This is a genomic window from Citrobacter sp. TBCS-14, assembly GCF_005280805.1.
Taxonomy (GTDB): Bacteria; Pseudomonadota; Gammaproteobacteria; order Enterobacterales; family Enterobacteriaceae; genus Citrobacter; species Citrobacter gillenii.
In genome coordinates this window covers 199,176-218,985 of record NZ_SZWM01000164.1, presented here as the reverse complement: position 1 = coordinate 218,985, position 19,810 = coordinate 199,176, and the positions used below count along the sequence as shown (strand labels likewise).

The window sequence follows — 19,810 nt, the reverse complement described above, 5'->3', positions numbered from 1 at the left end:
ACCCGCATCAGCGTTATCCATGGAGGAATTATGTCAAACACACTATTGCAGTTGCACTTTGATTTTCAGGGCCCGTTTGGCGAAGAGATGTCACGCCAGCTTGTCGACCTGGCAGAATCCATTAACCAGGAGCCTGGCTTTATCTGGAAAATCTGGACAGAAAACGAAGCAACCCAGGAAGCCGGCGGCATCTACCTGTTCCAGGACGAAGAAACTGCGCTGGCATATGTTAAAAAGCATACAGCCCGTCTGAAGCCGCTGGGTGTGCAAAACGTGCAATTCAAAATCTTTAATGTCAATGAACCGTTAACGCGCATTAACCACGGCATGACTGAGTAACATTGTTGCTTCATCACAGGCAAAATAAAGGGCGGCTTTACGTTCAAGCAGCCCTTTAGCAGGAGGTTATGTACTCTTAGCAGACATGACTGCTATCCTTGCTTGTAATAAGAGATCGTCTGGCACATCAAGCATTGCGCTCTTCTGAATGGTGCAATATGTTATCGCTAATCTCTTGTAACTCATTGATCAATCTTGCCACATGAAAACCATCGCACACGGAATGATGTACCTGAACGGCGAGGGGTAACATTACTTTTCCATCCTGGTTGTAGTATTTCCCAATAGTGAACATGGGGGAAAAAAAGTTCTGCATGTTGGCAACGTTGATATTGAAACTGGTAAAACTTACCCAAGGAATGGCCGACACGAAAAATATATTTTCCAGCGACTCTCCCTTAGGCCAGTAAGAAAGGTTATTACCATAACGTGCCATGTCTTCTGCATAAACATGTTGAAAGTGATGAATATTGCCATCGTAGTGACTCCATAATGATGAAAAGGTCTCCGTTTCATTATGGAAAATCGTATAACTTGGATGAACTTCATTCCATATGACAAGCTCATTGTCCTTTATCGCCATACGAAACTCTGTATGTCTGTTTACGACTTTAGAAAGCAGGAAAATAATAGTAGGATAAAATTTCCAGCCAACCTCTTTTATATGTTTTAACAGCGCGGTAATGTCTAAGAGAACTGTTTGGTTAATTGTGCTTTGAGCAAAGGTCTGAAATACCTCAAAATGCTCCTTCCTTGCCCAACAAGATAAGTCAACTGGCGTATATTCTGGGATTGTTTTTTTCATTTTTAGTAGCCTTTAATAAGCACGCATACAGACCCGAACCATTTTGGTTGCGAACGCATTCGTGAGAGTAGCGCATCCTTGTAAATAAGGGAAGGAAATGATAACCCTTTAATATATAAGATGATAAAGGGAGACGTATCGCCTCCCTTGAAGTATTGAACGCGAGCACTATCAATGCGCTAACACGACAACGCTGTCAGTTGCGTATCGTTTATCATTCGAACCAGCAACGGTTGCCATTATCTGCCTGGGAGGCATCGGGGATTTCATCACAAGGCGGCAGAGTGAATCCGTCTCGAGTCACATAATGGCTATGATTTCCTGCTTCTTCATTATAACCCTTATTGTTTTTATGATGATGGTGGCCAGCTCCCTGATAATCATCATTTGCAAGAGGTACCACACAGCCATAGAGGGAACCACAAACCGCAGAAACCATCAGAATTTTAAAAATAGTTTTCATTGATCAACTCGATAAAGATGAAGTGTTATGATGTAACCTACTAAACAGACTACCGCCCACAGTATAAAAATAGGATTATTCATTATTTTAAATTTACGCCCTGTACCTGATCATTAGACTGATTAACGTCTAAAATCATCCGTACACCTTCTTTTGAGACAAATTCTAAAGGTGCGTTATCATCCTGTTCCCAGCCATTAGCAACCAGTAGGGGAACAACCTCACTCAATTTTTTACCGGCTACAGCCTGATCTATAGTGCGTTCAGCGGGGGCTAATTCCGCGTGATGATGTTTCATGTTTTCGCGTTTACTTTTATGAATATCACATGTGCCGTTACCATCAGTAACTTGTGTGCAACCTGATTTCTCAAGCTGGCTACGGTATGAGGCGCTAATAGCGTTAGCATTACCCACCACAGACAAACAAAGCAACACCATAATTAATTTTGCTTTCATTACATTTACCCTTTGTGTATATCGTCAATGTTTTTATTTACAGCTCACCCAATCATACCGCCACGTATTTTATGCTTTAAAAAGCTTTTCTTTATCCATGGCGATAAACTACATATTTCTGAAGAACATCCCCCCTATATCCAAAATAATTCGAATTTCATAAAGTCAGTAATTGTGTGATAAATTCGTCAGGAACGAATTTGAACAACCGAAGGCTGGCCCCCGGTGTGGGGTCTTTTATTACTTGATGATCTGGGCATTTGCCACAAATCCTTTTTTATCCTCAATGACGCGCATCAGGTGAGCGCCTTTTTCCCAGTCGCCATCTGCCTGCTGACGCCAGCCACGCTCTATCAAATATTCTTCTGCGGCGATCCCTTTGAGGTTGATAATATTCTCAGCCTCTTTAACGTACTGCGGCACGTTGGATTCATTTACCGAGTTAGGTGTATGCTTCACGGCGTTTTTTGCATTCTCTGCCTTTGTTTTGTGGATGTCGCACCCCTTGCCAGCATTCATCTCGTTGCAGCCGGAACGCTCCAACTGGGCACGGTACTGTGCGTTGATGGCGTGCGCTGGTGCGGTGGTCATTGCGACTAAGGTCAGGCTAGCGATGAGTACTTTTTTCATTCTTTGGTTTCCAGTTCGTTAAATCCGTTGCACCGCGTCCACGGGCGGTAGTGATATTTCGCGTGTTGAAATATGACCGTCTGGTAAATTCAAGTCAACGGCTGAAAACACCTTGAAATTTGTTCGTTAAATGTTAAAAGCAGCATCTATTTAGCGCATTTACTTCATATGAAAGTTATCATAACAAGTGGGAAATCAGAAGAACGATGAGAAGACACAGTGATATTGAAAGGAAAATATGGTGGCATTGAATACATAAAAGTGAATCTGCATTACACTATGCTCACTTTAATTATAAGCACTGACAATACATTACGATATATAATAAAAATCGGTTTATAATATATTAATGTAGACATTCACACCTGCCCAGCCATTAACTTTTCAATTTCCCCACTCGTCAAGCCTCTCCTCTTAGCAATAACCCTCTATCATCTCTGTCCATATCTGTAACAACCCCTTAAAGAGGGATGTGTATTTATCTCTAAAGGAGTAGTAAAAATAGGACTAAAGATTGATGTAAGTCAATTGGCATCGCGTATTTTTATTTGTGAGCGTCCTTGCGCACAAGTCTGGTATTAAAAAGACAAATTTTAGAATAGAACATTATTCCAGTAAGGTTTATGAGTAACAGGTTATGGTTACGGCTTCCGACAGGGGTTCAGCTCACCGTGGGTATTGCGTACAATGCAGGGTCGATACTCTCTGGAAATGGCTGTGGCGAATACTATGAATCTCAATCGCGGTTGTTATTTGCTGCTGATCCTCGCCGCGATCGGCAGCCTGTTTACATCTCATCCCTTTATTATATGGTTACTGCTCGCCAACGTACTGACGCTGGTGATTTACGGCATGGACAAAATGGCGGCGCGAAAAGCCTGGCGCAGAGTGCCAGAGTTCACATTACTGATGTTTGGCGTTGTCGGCGGATGGCCCGGCGCGATAGCAGGTCAGCAACTCTTTCGCCACAAAACACAAAAACAGCCATTCAAAACCTACTTTATCATCAGCGTATTATTGAGCATCTCCGTGATGGTAGCGGTGTATCAGCTCTATCCTTTTTCGCCTTTCTGAACATTGGCTACGCGCGAACTATACAGCTTTACAACATCTGCCTGATAAAGTCGTGGAGATCGTCGCTGGCCAACTGACATTTTTCAGGTGAAGGATGAATAATCAGGTTCTCTGAGTACCCGTTAAGCATGGCAACGAACTGGCGTGTAACACGTTCGGCATCCAGCGCCCGGAACGCTTTCAACCCCACACCTTCACGAATAATGTCGGCGATCATTTCCATCCAGCAATTCATATTGCGCTCTGCAAGCTCTGCGTAAGCGGCGTCATGGCTCGCCAGACGCCATAAAGAGTCATAAAGCTGCCAGACGGCATCCGGACCTTCAGGAAGGTAGTATTTGATCAATACGCTTAACTTTTCGTGAGGTTCGCGCCCGGCTAACGATTCGGCTAAATCGTCCAGCTCTTGTTGCATAAATCTTTCCAGCGCGGCAAGGCACAGTGACTGCCAGTCCTTAAAGTAGTGATAGATATGGCTGCGAGAAAGGCCGAGATGTTCCGTCAACTCCCGGGTTGTCACCTTCTCTATCCCTTTTTCGATAAACAGCGCCACCGCGCCATCCAGAATTCGTACTCTCAACTCTTCTGTCTTTTTTTTCATCAATTCACCCCGCATTGACTTTGAGCAACCGCTCAAATACACTCGACCTGCAATAATTGAGCAACCGCTCAATTATTAATTTTAACAGAATCACAGATAATGATAAGCCTGAAGAGTCACGATAAATCCACATCCTTATACAGTGCAGTTGGCACGCTTAAGTCTCTGGCCCGCCGCCACCGTAAAAAACTCCTGGTCACATTTCTTCTCGTAGTTGCCGAGAACCTGACGTATCTGCTGTATCCGCTAATGGCCGGCTTTGCCATCAATGCAATTATTGCGGGTAACGCCTTACACGCGGTTTTTTATGCCGTTGTGGTCTTTATTATGTGGGCCATAGGGGCGGCTCGTCGGAGTGTTGATACCCGTACATTTACCCGGATCTATGCTGAGTTGGCTGTTCCCGTCATTCTCGCTCAACGTCGGGACAATCAAAATACCTCGACCATTGCAGCACGGGTCGCGCTTTCCCGCGAGTTCGTCGATTTTTTTGAAAAGCATCTGCCTGCGCTGATCACCTCGATCGCCTCTATTCTGGGGGCTGCCATCATGCTGCTGGTTATAGAGTTGTGGACGGGTGTGGCCTGCCTTGTCATTCTTGGTTTTTTTTCACTGTTCCTGAGCAGCTATACGCGCAAAAACGAAGCGCTTTTCCTGCGATTAAATAATCGACTGGAAAAAGAGATAGCCATGGTCAATAGTGCCGCCGCCTCCCCGCTCGGCAAACATTACCGCCTGTTGTCCAGGCTGCGTATTTGTTTATCCGACCGTGAGGCGCTGGGTTACTTGTCCATTGGCATTGTGGTCGCTCTGTTATTTGGCATGACGATCCTCATCATGACGTTCGGCGGCGGGGCTGATGCGGGTCACATTTACTCTGTGATGACCTATATGTGGATGTTTGCCATGAGCCTGGATGATGCTCCGCAGTTGCTGGAAAAGTATTCTCAGCTCAAAGATATTGGTAAACGAGTAAACACCGGACATGAATAAACCCCGGTAGACTCGCGTCCATTTCGCTCAGCGTGCCCTGGCACGCCGACAGTTGCAGGTTGGTAAATCCGCTGAACAGTTCTATAGTCGGGACTGCTTCTTATTTACAGGATCCACTAATGCGTTTTAACGGACTGACCAAAGGTTTTTTCATTTTCATTCTCGCCCTGGTGACGTGGGCGTTCTTTGATGTGCTGTCCCCTTACTTTTCCGCCATTCTGTGGGCCGCGATATTAACCACTATTTTTAATCCGGTGAAAAACAAACTGCGCAGCGCGCTGGGCGATCGCAACGGGCTGGCGTCGCTTATCACCATTGGCATTATCTGCCTGATTGTCTTTATTCCCCTGATGGTGATCCTGTCATCACTGGCTATCGAACTGAACGTGGTGTACAGCAAGCTGCAACAGAACAACACGCAGTTCCCGGAAGTCGTCACCGCGATCCTGTCGTATCTTCCTGACTGGGCCAGAGGATTCCTTGCGGACCACCATCTGGATAACGTGGCACAAATTCAGCAAAAGCTCTCCGATGTTGCATTACAGGGCGGGCAGTACCTCGCCGGCAGTGCATTCCTGATTGGCAAAGGGACATTCGGCTTTGCCATCAGCTTTGGCATCATGCTGTATCTGCTGTTTTTCCTGCTCAAGGACGGGCCGTACCTGGTGCGTCAGATTCTGGATTCTTTACCGCTGACCGATTTCGCTAAACAGCACCTGTTTGCCAAATTTGTCGGTGTCACCCGTGCCACGGTAAAAGGCACAGCGGTGGTCGCGGTGGTTCAGGGCACACTCGGTGGTATTGCTTTTGCCATTGTGGACATCGACGGCAGCGTTCTGTGGGGCGCATTGATGGCGTTTCTCTCACTGGTGCCTGCAGTGGGTTCAGCCATTGTCTGGGTACCCGCGGCAATTTTCCTCTTTGCCACACAGCAGTTGTGGCAAGGACTGTTTATCGTCGGATTCTTCGTCATTATCGTCGGGCTGGTAGACAATATTTTGCGCCCATTGCTGGTGGGCAAAGACACCAAGATGCCCGATTATCTAATTTTGATTTCCACCCTCGGCGGGATGGAGATTTACGGTATTAACGGGTTTGTCATTGGCCCATTGATCGCGGCACTGTTCCTTGCCTGCTGGAATCTGTTATCCGGGCGCGATCACGAGGGCAACGTGGAGGAGATCGATAAAGACTTTATGGAAGAAGGAAAAAATCCTCCAGATTTATAACGGTATGACGATAACAAAGGGCGACCACGGGGTCGCCTTTTTATTGTCACGCAAAATCATACGTTTTCTATAATTTCAATCATGCACATTCATTACTCGTCGCAAAAGGAATAAACAGGTGCGAATAGCCACAATCACCAACTGGGCCTACAGTGCGACGGTATGCCTGACCCTCGCCTCCGGCGTGGTCATGCTAATGGCGTCAAACGCCGATAACACCGAACGACAGGCGGTAGAACAGCGGTATATATTCGATCAGCTGACCGAAGAAGTTGAAATTGACGCCTGGTCACTGTCCGATCTGGCGCGCCTGTATGTGGTCAGTAAAGATCCTGATGCGTTGCAAGCCTACCAACAAAAAGAGACCTCGCTAAAAGCCGTTGAGCACCGATTGACAAAACTGAAGGATACCGGAGCATCAGGGGAAGAATTGGCGCTCCTGCACGAGGGATTGCAAATTGTTGATACGCTACAGAACGAACAACAGACGGCGATCGAAAGCGTCGCGCGCGGAGAGCAGGCGCAGGCTATCGCCCTGCTCTTCGGTAAATCCTATGAGCAGGAGCTCGAACGGACGCAGGATAAAATAGACCATTTCCGCCAGATGCTCGACAGCCGCGCCCGCAACGCCATTGAGGACGCCACGCAGACGTCCCGTACACTGCGCACGCTGTCTGAAGTGATGGTCGGACTGACGGCACTGCTGTTTTTGTTTGTCCTCGGCTTTATTTTAAAACGTCGGGTGCTACGCCCCGTCGTGCGACTGAGCGACGTCGTTCATCGACTGGCCTCGCAGGATTACGCGGTTGAAACACCTAACTTTAACCAGATTGATGAAATCGGCGATATGGCACAGGCCATCCGCATTTTTCGCGAGAACGGCCTGGTACGGCAGCGGCTGGAGAAAGAGCGTGACGCCGACTGGGCGATACGCGAACTGTTGGCACGGATGACTCAGCGCTTACAGGGTTGTGAGAACTTCGCTGACGTTATCAATGTTGCACAACTGTTCGCGCCGAATATTGCTCCCGGCGTCGCCGGACGCCTCTACATTCTTGATCGGGAACCGTGGCAGATGCGCTGCGTCGCTGAGTGGCTTTCTCCGCAGGGAAAAGCGGATGCCTTCCACCCGGACGAATGCTGGGCCGTGCGTCGCGGGCAGAGTCATCCCCCGGTCCACGGCGAGCCGGACATCGCCTGCTACCATCTGCCAGAGTCATGTCAGGCTCACACGCTGTGTGTGCCGTTGATTGCTCAGGGGGAGGCTATCGGCCTGCTCTCATTTCAGAATCTCAGCGATGATACCGCGCCTTCCCGCGCGTATCTGGAACTGATGGCAGAAGCGCTCGGTCTGGCATTAGCCAATCAGCGTCTGCGCGATGCGTTACTGGAAAAAGCACTCTACGACCCGCTGACCGGTCTGCGCAATCGCCATCATCTGGAAGACACTTTGCGCACCCAGATGGGCCAGGCGATACATAATCAGACACCCATCAGTTGCCTGATGATTGATATTGATCACTTCAAAGATGTCAACGATCGGTTCGGCCACGAGGCGGGCGATGGCGTTATCAAGGGCGTTGCCGCGATTATTCAGCGCGCCATACGCGACAGTGGGATGGCGTTCCGCTACGGTGGTGAAGAGTTTCTGGTCCTGCTCAGCGGCATGGGTGAAGAAGAGGCTAACCGCATGGCGACGGACATCTATAACGGCGTGCATGCGCTTACGCTGCGCTTTGGGACGTCGGACATCAGCCATATCGACGTGTCTATTGGCGTTGCCAGCTACCCACAGCACGCCCAAAGCGACAACCTGCTGCGCGCCGCTGACGTGGCCTTGTATCGCGCCAAAGAGTTGGGCCGATCGCGAATCGTGAGCTTCGGTATGCTGCAAGCGAGCTAAACGCGGGCATATCGCGATATGTTATTGCCTGCAAGAGCATAAACCAATACGAAATTGCACGTTGTCATGGCATGGTAGAGCGTGAGATGACCGGAGAACAACAAGAGGACTATACGATGAAGCACATTGATTTTTACATGATAGATGCCTTTACCGACACCACTTTTGGTGGCAATGCCGCCGCAGTGTGTCCTCTTACAGAATGGTTGCCCGATGAGATATTATTAAAAATGTCTCAGCAACATAACCAGTCAGAAACCGCCTTCTTTGTCACCACCGATAGCGGCTTTGAGCTACGTTGGTTTACCACTCAGGGTGAAATTAATTTATGCGGGCATGCCACACTGGCTGCTGCACACGTCATCTTTGAACATCTTGACTACCCGGACACCACAATTCACTTCGAAACCCGATTTGTTGGCCCGCTGACCGTGACCCGCAGTGGCGAATGGCTGACGCTTGATTTCCCCGCCTGGAATACCGAATCGGTTATACCGCCGCCTTTACTATTGGAAACGCTGGGTATCACGGAATACAAAGAAGTCCGCGTGGCACGTGATTACATGGTCGTTATGGAGAATCAGCAGCAGATTGCAGCAGTACGCCCGGATATTCACGCCATGCTTCCGCTGGGAAAAATGGTCTGCATTACGGCGCCAGGCGATGGGGAATACGATTTTGTCAGTCGTTTCTTCTGCCCAGGCGAGGCCGTTGCGGAAGACCCTGTCACAGGTTCGGCACATAGCATGCTCATTCCATACTGGGCTGAGAAACTGAATAAAACACAGATGCTGGCACGCCAGGTGTCCGAGCGCGGCGGGGATTTACGCTGCAAGTTAGTGGGCGATCGTGTCCATATTGGTGGTCAAGCCACAACGTATCTGACAGGTAAAGTACAGTTGCGTGAGAACGCGCGATAACAACGGTTGTCACGCCAATCAGCTCGCAGCGTGCATGGCTTTACCTCTTCATCACACCATGATATGTTCATTAAATGAATACAAAACACGATGTAAACAGCGTTAATAACAACCTGTGGTGGCAGCCTTCTTAAAGGCGGCCAGAATGTGTTTTCCCCATTTTAAATAACCGCCGAAAGGCGGTTATTTGCATTTGAAAGACCCCTTTCGGTTTGATGACTAAGGAGTCTGGCATGAACAACAAAACCATTATTCTTACTGGCGATCGCCCAACTGGCCCATTACATCTCGGCCACTTTGTTGGCTCGCTACGCCAGCGTGTTGCCCTGCAACGTGATTATCAACAATTTGTGCTGGTCGCGGATCTTCAGGGGCTTACCGATAACGGCAGCAATCCGCAAAAGATCCGCAATAACATCCCCGAAGTGCTCGCCGATTATCTTGCCGCGGGGATTGATCCTTCACTCACGACAATTTGCTTGCAGTCTGCTCTACCGGCGCTTGCTGAACTGACTGCGCTTTATATGAACATTGTTACCGTGGCGCGCGTAGAGCGTAACCCAACGGTAAAAAATGAAATTATGCAAAAAGGGTTCACCCGCTCTTTGCCGGTTGGTTTCCTGGTTTACCCGATCAGCCAGGCGGCAGATATTACGGCCTTCAAAGCCAACGTTGTTCCCGTCGGCGACGATCAATTACCGATGCTCGAGCAGACTAACGAAATTGTACATAAGATGAATAGCCTGTTACCGACTCCCGTTTTACAGCATTGTAAGGCAATGCTCAGCGAAACCAGCCGCCTCCCGGGTATCGACGGCAACGCCAAAATGTCGAAATCACTTGGCAATACGTTGCTCCTTTCTGCCAGCGAAGAGGCCATTCATCGCGCGGTCAGCGCCATGTACACCGACCCTCACCATTTAAAAGTGACCGACCCGGGGCAGATAGACGGCAATATAGTGTTCACATATCTGGATGCCTTTCACCCGAACAAAGCAAAAGTTGCGGAGATGAAAGCGAACTATCAACAAGGCGGGCTGGGGGATAAAACCTGTAAAAATGAGCTGGAGGTGTGTTTACAAGAACTCATTGCCCCCATGCGAGAACGCCGTGCGACCTACATCCAGGATAAGGGCATGTTGATGGCGCTATTGCAAAAAGGGAGCGAGCGGGCGCACGACGTCACGCAGAAAACAGTAAGGGAAGTGAAGTGTGGGCTGGGATTACCCGTTTTCTGACACGCGCAATTTCCCGCTTCTCAGCAGCGCCATCTCTTGCTTGCAGAGCAGCACCACAGCCTGACGTCCCTTGACACGGCGGGATGTCAGAGCCCTTTTCACCGTACGGCGACTCGCGCCAGATTCCAGCATCTGAAAACACATCAGGGAGAGCGTCGGATTATTTTTCATCAAAAATTCACTTGGTTGAGTTAGCCAGTAGCGTTGCGGCAGAAAGCGGACATTTTACGCTAATCCGGGCACGGCTTAAACCCGGTCTACGGGTAGGTCCTGTTGCAGAATTCCCCATGGCGAAACCGAACAAAAAACAACCAGGCTGATATAATTGAAGAGCGGCCATGTGCGTAATCAAGCTAAGGAGGTGCGCAATGGACAAAGCAGATGTGAAATCATTCGATATACCAGATGAGGTTCGCGAGTTTGCGAATGGACGACTGGAACTTCTCAATATCGGCGGAGCCATCGTCGGACGTGCGGTGCTGGAGCCCGGCTGGCGATGGGCGACATCGATCCAGTCGATAGCGGGAACAAAGAGTTGTGAAGCCCCGCATTTTCAATACCACGTAGCCGGGGTGCTGCGGGTAAAAATGGACGATGGCAGTGAATTTGATTGCCGCCCCGGCGATCTGTCACGCATCCCTCCAGGGCACGATGCCTGGGTCGTCGGGGATGAGTCGGTGGTCATTGTTGACTTTCAGGGCATGGTCGACTGGGCCAGACATAAAGATACCGGCTGTAACGACTCGCCATAACAGCAAAAAGCCCCGGATGTTCGCGACATTCGGGACTTACTGGAGTGGTTCTGATTCTCCCCCGCACGCCTGACTTGTGCACCCAAAGGATCGGGTGAATAAAAAACACGCCGTAAAATCAACAAAATATAATCAACTTGCTTAATTACTCTGCAATCGCGTGAAAACATGCAGAAAAACACAATTTCCCTCTTGCCTCATTCGGTCTGTGCCGCTAATATTCGTCCCCGTTGTCACCTACAACGTTGCGTTCATAGCTCAGTTGGTTAGAGCACCACCTTGACATGGTGGGGGTCGTTGGTTCGAGTCCAATTGAACGCACCATCTTGCGTCCGTAGCTCAGTTGGTTAGAGCACCACCTTGACATGGTGGGGGTCGGTGGTTCGAGTCCACTCGGACGCACCAAATCAATTCCCGTTGATTTGGTGCTTACTCTCTCGTCCTTATCTAAACTTTCTTTGTTTTCAAAAAAACACTCTTACGTAATTGCTATTCGGCCTTCAACAATTGGCTGTGGCTGCCTGCTTTCCTCACCGTCTTACAGGCAACCATCCGTTAAGAAAAACGCCTTAATTCACATCCGCTATACAGACCACGTGACTGCTTTTCCTGGTATTCGTCACTATCCCGTTACTCATATTCAACGTATTTTTACTGCCCAGTTCATCTATCCAGTAAGGTGCGTTGACCCAGTTGCCACCAAAGTTGTACAACGGCCCCCACTCGCTCCACCAGCGTCCGGTTGAAGCCGCTCGCTCGCCGTTGCGGGTCGATTCCTCTGCAGTCGGCCGACGATAGCCATCATCTTGTTTACCACACCAGTCATTATTAAATCCTGTTGGATTGCCGTCAGTGATTAACCACTTCGTGACCGTGAAGGTATAAGCATAAGACCCACCGTCATTTTTCGACCGTATGGTAATGGTGGCAGTTTTCTCTGCGCCTTCAGGCCGACGGTTAAACGTCACCACACCCTTATCATCCACGCTTAACCACGAACGATCGTCATGCCAGGAATACTCCCGGTTGCTGGCAGCATTGCCATTCATGCGCAACTGGAAACTGGCACCAACCAATCCGCTGCGAGGAAAACCGCTGTCGGTATCAAACGTGGCGCCATTGACGTGAATAGTCGTGTTCCCAGGGAGGACGTTGCTGCCGCCTGGTGCCACTTGCTCGCTGACCGTACTGACCATTGTCCCCATTACCGTGTCATAGCTTGCTGGCGTGGCTTCCACCACCAGATAGCGATTTACATCCTCTGCAACGGGGGTATAACTTTTTTCAACCGCGCCTGGAATTGCCGTTTTTCTGGCCGTTCCTGCGGCGTTATCCGCACGAAACCACTGAAAACGCGACCGATCGGGAATCGTCTCATTCCCCTGATAAAGATAGGAAAGCGTGACATCTTCCCCTTCGCGGGGCGCCGGTATCGCTAAATTGACGATCGCCGGGAGCATGTCAGGTATACCGGTTTGCGCGCACACCACTGTCTGTCTGCTGGCGTTTGCCGCCGCGCTACTACGCCCATCGGTAAAAGCATTAATCACCGCATGGTGCGTATCATTGAGCGCGCGTGTCGTCCAGATAGCGTTACGTCCAGCAATGCCATAGGTATGCCGTAAATCGCCTTTAGAATCTTGCCCCACACGATTTGCCCGAGTGTAGGTCACAAACATATCCTGCAGATCGCCCTCATCTGGTAAACGCATGCCGTTGTTCGCACAGTGCATATACGCATCCCCCCAGCGCAGCGCTGGCGAAGCATAATGAAACGCGGCCGACAAGTCTGCTCGCGCGGGTAGCACCGGCGCGTTCGCGTTTGGGCTGACAAAAGGCGCATCCGGTCGGTCGGGATCGGAAGGTTCAATCTCAACCGGCAACACCTTAAACGTCAGGTAGCGTTTATTCTGCGCGGGGCCGGGCGTATAAAGACGCTCATTCGCCCCTGAGATTACCTGCTCGTCGGCCAACCAGCGAAACAGGGTCTCTGATGGACTTTCCTGCAAACCATCAGGATCGTGAAATTGATACGCAATCTCCAGCGTATCTCCCTGAGCCGGATTTAATCCCGGCGCAGAGGTGTTAATCACCTGCAGTTGACCGGCCACGGGCGGGCGTCCTTTTACCGTCTCGGTCTGAGCTGTCACCGCCAGGGCTTCCGTGGCGACAAAAACAACCAGCACACCCGCGGCGCTGCGCAGAGTGAGCGCGACACTATTCAGCTTCATAGCTCAGGCAATCCGAATGAACGGCGATTATACGCAGCAGCGCTTGAACACTTCGCTGCTGCACAATGGGTGACATTAATTCACCTCGATCTGTATCTTACGTTTCTGATCCCCGGCTACCGGTTTGTAAGTCTTACCGTTCGCACCTGGAATATTTTGGTATACGCCAGAACCAATCGCGGTCTCAATCTTCCACTGATAGGTGCCAGCATCACCGGCGCTGCCGTCAGCCAGTTGTACGACGGCGCTAAGTTCAGTATCAACCTGCGGGAAGCCATTCACTGCGCCATCAATCTGTACGGCGATCGGCGTTGATGCAGAAGCCGCTGACAGCTCATTTGACGCAACTGCGATACCGGTATCCGGATCGGTTATCGTTGGATCAGTATGCGGCGTAACCAACACGGTGATCTTTTTGCCTAAATCACTCGCCGTCACGGTGTAGGAATCACTGGTGGCACCCGAAATATCTGCCCCATCCGCCTGCCACTGAAAGGTTCTTTGCGATTCTGCATCCCCGTCCGGGTCGCTGAACGCGCCTTGCTGGCTGATGGAAATCACATCGCCAATGTCGAAGACGCCGTTGCTGTTGGTATCAGCAGAAACAATCGTGCTCTGGGTGATAACCGGCACGCGTCCTTTTACGGTATCGGTTGGATCGGACAAGACGGCCAGGGCGGGAAATGACAGGATTAACATCGCGCTACTGGCGGTTAAGGTAAAGTTTTTGCGTTTCATTTGCGTACTCAATAATAAAAAGGGATTAAGGCGTCAGCCGGGAAATTACGGGTTTCAGGGTGATTCTTGTGTTTCCACGCGCAAAGCACGTTTTTGCCATTCGCCAGACACAACATAGATACGGCCCGTCGCCTGTGGAATCGCGGTGAACTGGTTACTGCCTGCAGCGGTTTCCCCCTGCCACTGAAAATGTTCTGGCTGCTCTTCGCAGACAATTTCACCGCACATGACGACAGCGGATAAACGGTCGCCCACCTGCGGATGGGTGGTCAGCGCTTGCCCATTGCGTAGCACTTTCACCGATGATGCAAAGGGGGCAAAATTAACCGACACGTGCTCGCCGCGACGATTAATTAGCGCCACAACCTCGCTGCGTCCCGCAGCCGTGCTCGTCAGGGTCGCTGTTATCACGCCGTTCGCATCAGTCACACCCTGTGCAGAAGCACGTACGCCGTGGCTGGCCTTAAATTTCACCTGCTGCCCCGCCACAGGATTACCAAACGCATCCCTGACGGTCGCGCTGACTTTATTTTCAGCAGTGCCGTTAGCTAATGCGTTGTCCGCTATGATGCGCAGGTCGCCAGGGAAAATGGTGGCGCTGCCTTCATCAGACAGAAAGGTGAGTTCAACCTGCTGGACATGTCCGTTTAACATCACCGACACCACGGATTTTCCGGCGATGCGGTTGGTCACCATGGCCATTGCTTCGCCTTCGCTATTAGTCATCACCGAGGTGGGTACTGCCGCCCCGTTAGTCGCCACGAATCGCACCGCCTGCGCGCTGGCCGGACGCCCATCCGCATGGTGTATGGTGACCTTCACCTGATTCGCCGATCTGCCATTGGCCGGCGCATTGTCTGCCACCACCTGCGTGACGCCCTGCCCGGCCTCACCCACTTTTGGCGTGAGCGTAACGCTCACTGGAGTAACCGCAAAGTGATGGTCATTCACGTTGACAGAAATCTCGGCCACGCCCGCTGTTACGCCAGATAACGACGCTTTATACAGGCCGTTATGGTTATCCTTAGCCTGACTGATAGTCGTGCCCTCCAGAGGACTGGTGAAGGTCACTTTTTGCCCGGTAACCGGGTTGCCCTGCTGATCCCTTAATAAAAAGTGAATAAATGATTCAGCATTGCCATTCGCTTCAATACGTTCAGGGACGACATTCAGTTGAGATTTCGCTGGATCCAGGCTGTCATCATCAACGGCAAAACTCGTTTCAACTTCCTCTGTGCTGCCGTTAAGTTCAACAATCACCGTGACCTCACCCGCGACCCGACTGGTCAACGACACCGAGACCTCACCGTTAGCATCGGTGGTGGCTGCTGGAGGAATATCCGCATGATTGTTCGCGTACAGTCGTACGGTTTCACCCGCAGCTGGCGTCCCATCCGCGTTAAAGGTGGTGACTTTGATGACATTCTCATCTACACCATCCGCCAGCGCATGATCGTCAAGCACCACCACAGCCTCAAGACTGACCGAATTGTCATCACGTACCAGCTTGACCACCGTCGGCGCGATAGTGGTCAGAAACCCGTTAACATGCGTCCTTATTTTTGCGTTTCCGGTTGCAGTACCCGTCAATGTGGCGGTATACGTACCATCCTCCCGGTTAGTGACGTTGCCGATCGTCGTTCCGGCGAGGCTACTGGTAAATCGGACGTTTTTTTCTTTCAGTGGGTTCCCGCTGCTGTCGGTTAACTGCAGAACCAGAGTCGATTCCGCGTTACCATTGGCGGATATTCTTCCCGGCGTCGCATTTAAAGAAGATTGCGGCGGGTCGACAGGGTTACCGGTGGAGATGAGGGTAACCGGACGGCGCAAGGTCTTCGCCACGACATTTCCCTGCATAACCTGCACCACGCCTTTCCCGGCATGAATACCGCTCAACTTTGCACGATAGATACCCGGCGCGACTTCACGCACTACTGTGGAGGTGGTATTGGGCACACCGGACACCTGAAACGACACGTTCTCGAGGCCCGTTACCGGCTCGCCCTCGCTGTTATTGGCTTTGTAGGTCATTTCAGCAACATCTTCGCCATCGGCCCGAATCACCGCCGGGTTCACCAGCAACGCCGAGTACATTTCATCGACACCCGAATTCACCTGGCTATACAATACTTTCGCGCTCTGGCTCAGTTCATGCACCCTGGCCGTCGCCGTTGCCTGACCCGCAACGTGAGAGACCACGCTGTACATCGCCCGCCCAGCCGCATCGCTCATCACATCCTCAGCGGTGATACTGCCGTCGGCGAATGTCATTCCCATGGTGATATTTTTTCCGCTAACCGGTTTGCCGTCATCATCGACCAGGGTTGCGGTCACAGTAACCGGCGTTTTACCATCAGCGGGCGCACCGTTACCGGTGACCTGTAACGCATCGCCAAACGCCAGATTTACGGGTAGAACCTCAATCAGCAAGGTCTGGGCATTACTGGTGTTCCCTTCGGTATCCTCTGCCATCGCAACGACGCGATACTGGTTTGCCGTCCCGTCTGAGGATGGCGAGCGTTGGTAAGGAGGCAATGTCAGTGAAAACATATTCACGCTCAGCTCGCGAAACTCTCCGCCAGCCGCCAGAAACGCCGCGTTATCCCAGGTGACCTGCGCCAGCGGGTATTCACTCGTGACATCGGTCGAAATCGTATGCACCGTATATTCAGCGTCCTGAATCGCCTCTTCAGAAAGCGTCAACTGCACAAGATCCTGTGCCTGATATTCCAGAGTGATGACATTATTACGATCAACCAGGCTGTAGCGGCTACCTTCCAGCTCGCGCAGAGAGGCCACTTCATCAGGTGAAAGTTGAGATTCCAGGGTTTCACCCGGTCGCCACGCCAGCTCCATTTGCACGCTGGTGTCTCGCTCATCACCCTTTTCCATACTCTGCTCAATACCCAGCGTCATCAGTGGGAACGGCGTCCAGGTGATACCGGTCGTGAAGGCCCAGGCATTTTTCTCACGTTCGTCTTCGCCAGACAGCCCGACCTCATCGCCAAAATACTGCTCATAGATAAACTTGCCGCCAAGGTGCGGATAGTCAGGCAACCAACCTTGCACTCTGACATCAAAACCGTTCGCCGGGCGTTCGTCATAATTTTCCACGTCTTTCGAGGCCTTCCAGTCAGACAGTCTGAAATACCCGTTGGTAGCAAGTTGAAAATAGTCGCGCCACAGTTCAGCCCCAACGCCAAGGCGACGATGATCGCCACTCAAATCGGCGTCATAAAAGGTATTAAATCCCAGCATCCAGTCATGGCTGAAATGACGTACGCCCACGCCAACGTTCAGCGTATTACGGTCGTCCTGATTCTGATAACCCAGTTGGGTGAATAAGACATTCGTCTGTGTTTCATATACCGGCACCAGCCAATCTACGCTGCTGTCATCAAGGGAAAATTGTTCGCCGACATTCAACTGCGCCCGTACCGTGCCAAACTGCCCTAACCAGCCAGTGACTGTTTCATTCGCTTTACTGTTAATTTCCGAACGGACCAGACCGCTGGCCGCTTGTGCCGCATCGCCGTTTTCCAGAATATTCGCCAGGCCCGAAGCACCGCTGGCAAGGCGTTTAACCCCGGTGTCGTTTTCCTGTTCCTGGTGTAGCTTGTCACTCGCGCCTGCCGCCTTATTCCCACCGAAGGCTGGGGCCGGAATATCAAGCTCATCACCCTGATCTAATTGTTCAAACGGTTTGTTAAATGTTCTGAATTGGTTGAAATAGCGCAGTTGGGTGGTCGTCAGACCTAAGCGTTCGGCAACGGAATCCGTCGTTTCTTCGGCCTGAAGCACATAAACAACAGAAGGTCGTGCAAGTAATTCGCTTTGCCATTGCGACGATTGAGGTTCGCTTGTTATTGTTGCCAGTACCGGCGTCGTAATGATCGACAGGTGTACAATCAGGCAAAGCCATGCAGTTCTTTCGATCATAATAAGTGTGCGACTTTTACAGAGGGCTCAGGGTTTAATTTGTAATAAAAGTGAATAAAACGTTATTCATTCGGTAAAATTTGCTTAAGTATTAACTCGTTATCCCTGAATCCAGCCTGTGACCATAAATTTGCGCGGTATTCTAGTCAGATTCACCTCATGCGTCTCGCAAACAATGTGCATAACATTATGCGTAATAGATATAATGCGTTACCTACACTCCTGCAGTAACCTTAAAATGGGTAGAAACAGGCTTTATCTACCGCCCACCCATTATCAAAATAGTCATGAACCCCGTAACAACACGTTTATTCATTGTAATTTTCGCATTTTGCTTTTTTGTTTTCTTACACAAACCATGCTATCTTTTAATGGATAAGAATTGGTTAAAATATTATTGTGCAACCGTTTAAAAGGTATGTTCACGTAACATGCCTGCGCTATTTTTGTTGGCTGGACTGTATACATTCAATTTCAAAAGACACTGGCCGAAGCCGTGCGGGAATGTATACAGATAATATTCACAAGGCATATCTGAGGTCTCAGTGGTCCAGAAAATCAGCTTTAACGATAACGAACTCCGTATCCTTTATGAACTTTCGTGTACCCGTAGTTTGAGTCTGGCTGCGGAAACGCTAAAAATTGCGCAACCCAATATCAGTAGAACCTTACAACAACTGGAGGACCGTTTTGGATTCTCCGTGTTCGATCGCTCTTGTCGGCCGATAAAATTGACCCGTTTCGGTGAAGAGCTTCTCCCCTATGTCAAAAAACACATGAAGTCATGTGAAGATATCCAGAAGTTTACAATGGCCTATAAGCTGGCGTCTGATGGGTTTGTCAGGATACATGCCCCTACCGGTCAGCTGTTATTTATCTCCAAGTACGTCATTCCTGGGTTGAAAGCGCAGCATCCGGAAATTAAATTAATGCTGACCACCAGTAACCTCAGCAACGCTGAATTTACCCTTGGCGTCCCTTTTAGTGATGACTGCGACATCTTGTTTACGCATTCATTGCCCGACAATGACGAACTTATTGCGCGAAATATCACATCGATTCCGGCCAATATATATGGCACCCGCGACATGATTGCGAGATATCCGATCCACTCCATTGAAGATTATGGACACAGTCCCTGTATACTTTTTTTCTCACATATGGAAGACAATCATAACATCTGGTATATAAATGACGACTCACGTAAAGAAATAAGAAAGATAATCATTAGCGGTGATTTTGCCTGCGATAACTCGTATGCCGCAATCGAACTCGCCAAAGCGGGTCTTGGTTATTTATTTATGCCCGAGTTGATCATTAAAGAAACAGATATCGACGGTCTGGTCCCTACACTTCCTGATAACTTCTCCACCCATCTGGATCTGTTTGTGATTTACAGTAAAAAGACACAGCAGCCTTTCCGGGTACAGCTAATCATTAATTCAATTGTTAATATCTTAAAAAAATTATTACCCAGATAATTATTGCCATTTGCATC

Annotated in this window: 18 protein-coding genes and 2 tRNA genes; 11 read left to right on the top strand and 9 right to left on the bottom strand. The window is 50.0% G+C overall.

Features of this window, described 5'->3' with window-relative positions; translation table 11 throughout:
• Positions 1-30 precede the first annotated feature (30 nt).
• The gene (locus tag FDX22_RS04765) at positions 31-339 is read left to right on the top strand and encodes a monooxygenase (RefSeq protein WP_137400073.1); all 309 of its coding nucleotides are present in this window, start codon (positions 31-33) and stop codon (positions 337-339) included.
• 127 nt (positions 340-466) lie between these two features.
• Here FDX22_RS04765 and catA read toward each other — a convergent pair whose 3' ends face one another.
• From catA to FDX22_RS04745, 4 genes are all read right to left on the bottom strand, one after another.
• On the bottom strand, positions 467-1,144 hold the full coding sequence (gene catA, locus FDX22_RS04760; protein WP_137400072.1) for a type A chloramphenicol O-acetyltransferase: 678 nt from the start codon (positions 1,142-1,144) through the stop codon (positions 467-469).
• Between the two features lie 214 nt (positions 1,145-1,358).
• A complete protein-coding gene (locus FDX22_RS04755; RefSeq protein ID WP_135912098.1) occupies positions 1,359-1,607 on the bottom strand; it encodes a hypothetical protein in 249 nt (82 codons plus the stop codon).
• Between the two features lie 82 nt (positions 1,608-1,689).
• Positions 1,690-2,064 carry a hypothetical protein gene (locus FDX22_RS04750; protein ID WP_115258584.1) on the bottom strand — a complete coding sequence of 125 codons (375 nt, stop codon included), beginning with the start codon at positions 2,062-2,064 and terminating at the stop codon, positions 1,690-1,692.
• 240 nt (positions 2,065-2,304) lie between these two features.
• Positions 2,305-2,694: a hypothetical protein gene (locus FDX22_RS04745; RefSeq protein ID WP_115258585.1), complete on the bottom strand. Its 390-nt coding sequence runs from the start codon at positions 2,692-2,694 to the stop codon at positions 2,305-2,307.
• A 729-nt stretch (positions 2,695-3,423) separates the two neighbouring features.
• Between FDX22_RS04745 and FDX22_RS04740 the strand changes: the two genes are divergently transcribed.
• Positions 3,424-3,768, top strand: a complete 345-nt coding sequence (locus FDX22_RS04740; protein ID WP_117343122.1) for a DUF1294 domain-containing protein — start codon at positions 3,424-3,426, stop codon at positions 3,766-3,768.
• A gap of 28 nt (positions 3,769-3,796) precedes the next feature.
• Here the strand turns inward: FDX22_RS04740 and FDX22_RS04735 are convergent, their stop codons facing one another.
• On the bottom strand, positions 3,797-4,369 hold the full coding sequence (locus FDX22_RS04735) for a TetR/AcrR family transcriptional regulator (protein WP_115258586.1): 573 nt from the start codon (positions 4,367-4,369) through the stop codon (positions 3,797-3,799).
• Between the two features lie 99 nt (positions 4,370-4,468).
• Here FDX22_RS04735 and FDX22_RS04730 point away from each other — a divergent pair, with 99 nt between their 5' ends.
• From FDX22_RS04730 to trpS, 5 genes are all read left to right on the top strand, one after another.
• Positions 4,469-5,362, top strand: a complete 894-nt coding sequence (locus FDX22_RS04730; protein WP_181505844.1) for an ABC transporter six-transmembrane domain-containing protein — start codon at positions 4,469-4,471, stop codon at positions 5,360-5,362.
• Positions 5,363-5,481: 119 nt separating this feature from the next.
• Positions 5,482-6,591 (top strand): AI-2E family transporter, encoded by a 1,110-nt coding sequence (locus FDX22_RS04725; protein WP_096757171.1) that lies wholly within the window; start codon positions 5,482-5,484, stop codon positions 6,589-6,591.
• Positions 6,592-6,709: 118 nt separating this feature from the next.
• The gene (locus FDX22_RS04720) at positions 6,710-8,494 is read left to right on the top strand and encodes a diguanylate cyclase (protein WP_115258587.1); all 1,785 of its coding nucleotides are present in this window, start codon (positions 6,710-6,712) and stop codon (positions 8,492-8,494) included.
• 116 nt (positions 8,495-8,610) lie between these two features.
• Positions 8,611-9,414, top strand: a complete 804-nt coding sequence (locus FDX22_RS04715; protein ID WP_135912101.1) for a PhzF family phenazine biosynthesis protein — start codon at positions 8,611-8,613, stop codon at positions 9,412-9,414.
• A gap of 233 nt (positions 9,415-9,647) precedes the next feature.
• Positions 9,648-10,652, top strand: coding sequence for a tryptophan--tRNA ligase (gene trpS / locus FDX22_RS04710; RefSeq protein ID WP_117343048.1), 1,005 nt, complete (start codon positions 9,648-9,650; stop codon positions 10,650-10,652).
• On the opposite strand, the gene FDX22_RS04705 is transcribed toward trpS, so the two are convergent.
• Positions 10,638-10,823, bottom strand: coding sequence for a hypothetical protein (locus tag FDX22_RS04705; RefSeq protein ID WP_115258589.1), 186 nt, complete (start codon positions 10,821-10,823; stop codon positions 10,638-10,640). The two genes, trpS and FDX22_RS04705, sit on opposite strands and share 15 nt — an antisense overlap.
• 197 nt (positions 10,824-11,020) lie before the next feature.
• Between FDX22_RS04705 and FDX22_RS04700 the strand changes: the two genes are divergently transcribed.
• The 3 genes from FDX22_RS04700 (at position 11,021) to FDX22_RS04690 (ending at position 11,809) form a co-directional block, all read left to right on the top strand.
• Entirely contained in the window at positions 11,021-11,404 is a 384-nt protein-coding gene (locus FDX22_RS04700; protein ID WP_096757175.1) for a cupin domain-containing protein, read from the top strand.
• A gap of 247 nt (positions 11,405-11,651) precedes the next feature.
• Positions 11,652-11,728: transfer RNA gene (locus tag FDX22_RS04695), tRNA-Val, on the top strand.
• Between the two features lie 4 nt (positions 11,729-11,732).
• Positions 11,733-11,809: transfer RNA gene (locus FDX22_RS04690), tRNA-Val, on the top strand.
• Positions 11,810-11,973: 164 nt separating this feature from the next.
• On the opposite strand, the gene FDX22_RS04685 is transcribed toward FDX22_RS04690, so the two are convergent.
• The 3 genes from FDX22_RS04685 to FDX22_RS04675 all read right to left on the bottom strand — a co-directional run bounded on the left by FDX22_RS04685 (position 11,974) and on the right by FDX22_RS04675 (position 18,312).
• Entirely contained in the window at positions 11,974-13,635 is a 1,662-nt protein-coding gene (locus FDX22_RS04685) for a hypothetical protein (RefSeq protein WP_146716785.1), read from the bottom strand.
• Between the two features lie 75 nt (positions 13,636-13,710).
• A complete protein-coding gene (locus tag FDX22_RS04680) occupies positions 13,711-14,373 on the bottom strand; it encodes a ZirU family protein (RefSeq protein WP_255432744.1) in 663 nt (220 codons plus the stop codon).
• Between the two features lie 54 nt (positions 14,374-14,427).
• Positions 14,428-18,312, bottom strand: coding sequence for an inverse autotransporter beta domain-containing protein (locus tag FDX22_RS04675; protein WP_146716784.1), 3,885 nt, complete (start codon positions 18,310-18,312; stop codon positions 14,428-14,430).
• 545 nt (positions 18,313-18,857) lie between these two features.
• On the opposite strand from FDX22_RS04675, the gene FDX22_RS04670 reads away from it, so the two are divergent.
• Entirely contained in the window at positions 18,858-19,793 is a 936-nt protein-coding gene (locus tag FDX22_RS04670) for a LysR family transcriptional regulator (RefSeq protein ID WP_146716783.1), read from the top strand.
• Positions 19,794-19,810 lie beyond the last annotated feature (17 nt).

Excerpts from the sequence above, each read along its gene's own strand:
- FDX22_RS04745 (WP_115258585.1), bottom strand. The coding sequence starts at position 2,694 with ATGAAAAAAGTACTCATCGCTAGCCTGACCTTAGTCGCAATGACCACC.
- FDX22_RS04755 (WP_135912098.1), bottom strand. The coding sequence starts at position 1,607 with ATGAAAACTATTTTTAAAATTCTGATGGTTTCTGCGGTTTGTGGTTCC.
- FDX22_RS04715 (WP_135912101.1), top strand. The coding sequence starts at position 8,611 with ATGAAGCACATTGATTTTTACATGATAGATGCCTTTACCGACACCACT.
- FDX22_RS04685 (WP_146716785.1), bottom strand. The coding sequence starts at position 13,635 with ATGAAGCTGAATAGTGTCGCGCTCACTCTGCGCAGCGCCGCGGGTGTG.
- FDX22_RS04675 (WP_146716784.1), bottom strand. The coding sequence starts at position 18,312 with ATGATCGAAAGAACTGCATGGCTTTGCCTGATTGTACACCTGTCGATC.
- FDX22_RS04765 (WP_137400073.1), top strand. The coding sequence starts at position 31 with ATGTCAAACACACTATTGCAGTTGCACTTTGATTTTCAGGGCCCGTTT.
- catA (WP_137400072.1), bottom strand. The coding sequence starts at position 1,144 with ATGAAAAAAACAATCCCAGAATATACGCCAGTTGACTTATCTTGTTGG.
- FDX22_RS04680 (WP_255432744.1), bottom strand. The coding sequence starts at position 14,373 with ATGAAACGCAAAAACTTTACCTTAACCGCCAGTAGCGCGATGTTAATC.
- FDX22_RS04705 (WP_115258589.1), bottom strand. The coding sequence starts at position 10,823 with ATGAAAAATAATCCGACGCTCTCCCTGATGTGTTTTCAGATGCTGGAA.
- trpS (WP_117343048.1), top strand. The coding sequence starts at position 9,648 with ATGAACAACAAAACCATTATTCTTACTGGCGATCGCCCAACTGGCCCA.
- FDX22_RS04700 (WP_096757175.1), top strand. The coding sequence starts at position 11,021 with ATGGACAAAGCAGATGTGAAATCATTCGATATACCAGATGAGGTTCGC.
- FDX22_RS04725 (WP_096757171.1), top strand. The coding sequence starts at position 5,482 with ATGCGTTTTAACGGACTGACCAAAGGTTTTTTCATTTTCATTCTCGCC.
- FDX22_RS04740 (WP_117343122.1), top strand. The coding sequence starts at position 3,424 with ATGAATCTCAATCGCGGTTGTTATTTGCTGCTGATCCTCGCCGCGATC.
- FDX22_RS04735 (WP_115258586.1), bottom strand. The coding sequence starts at position 4,369 with ATGAAAAAAAAGACAGAAGAGTTGAGAGTACGAATTCTGGATGGCGCG.
- FDX22_RS04750 (WP_115258584.1), bottom strand. The coding sequence starts at position 2,064 with ATGAAAGCAAAATTAATTATGGTGTTGCTTTGTTTGTCTGTGGTGGGT.
- FDX22_RS04730 (WP_181505844.1), top strand. The coding sequence starts at position 4,469 with ATGATAAGCCTGAAGAGTCACGATAAATCCACATCCTTATACAGTGCA.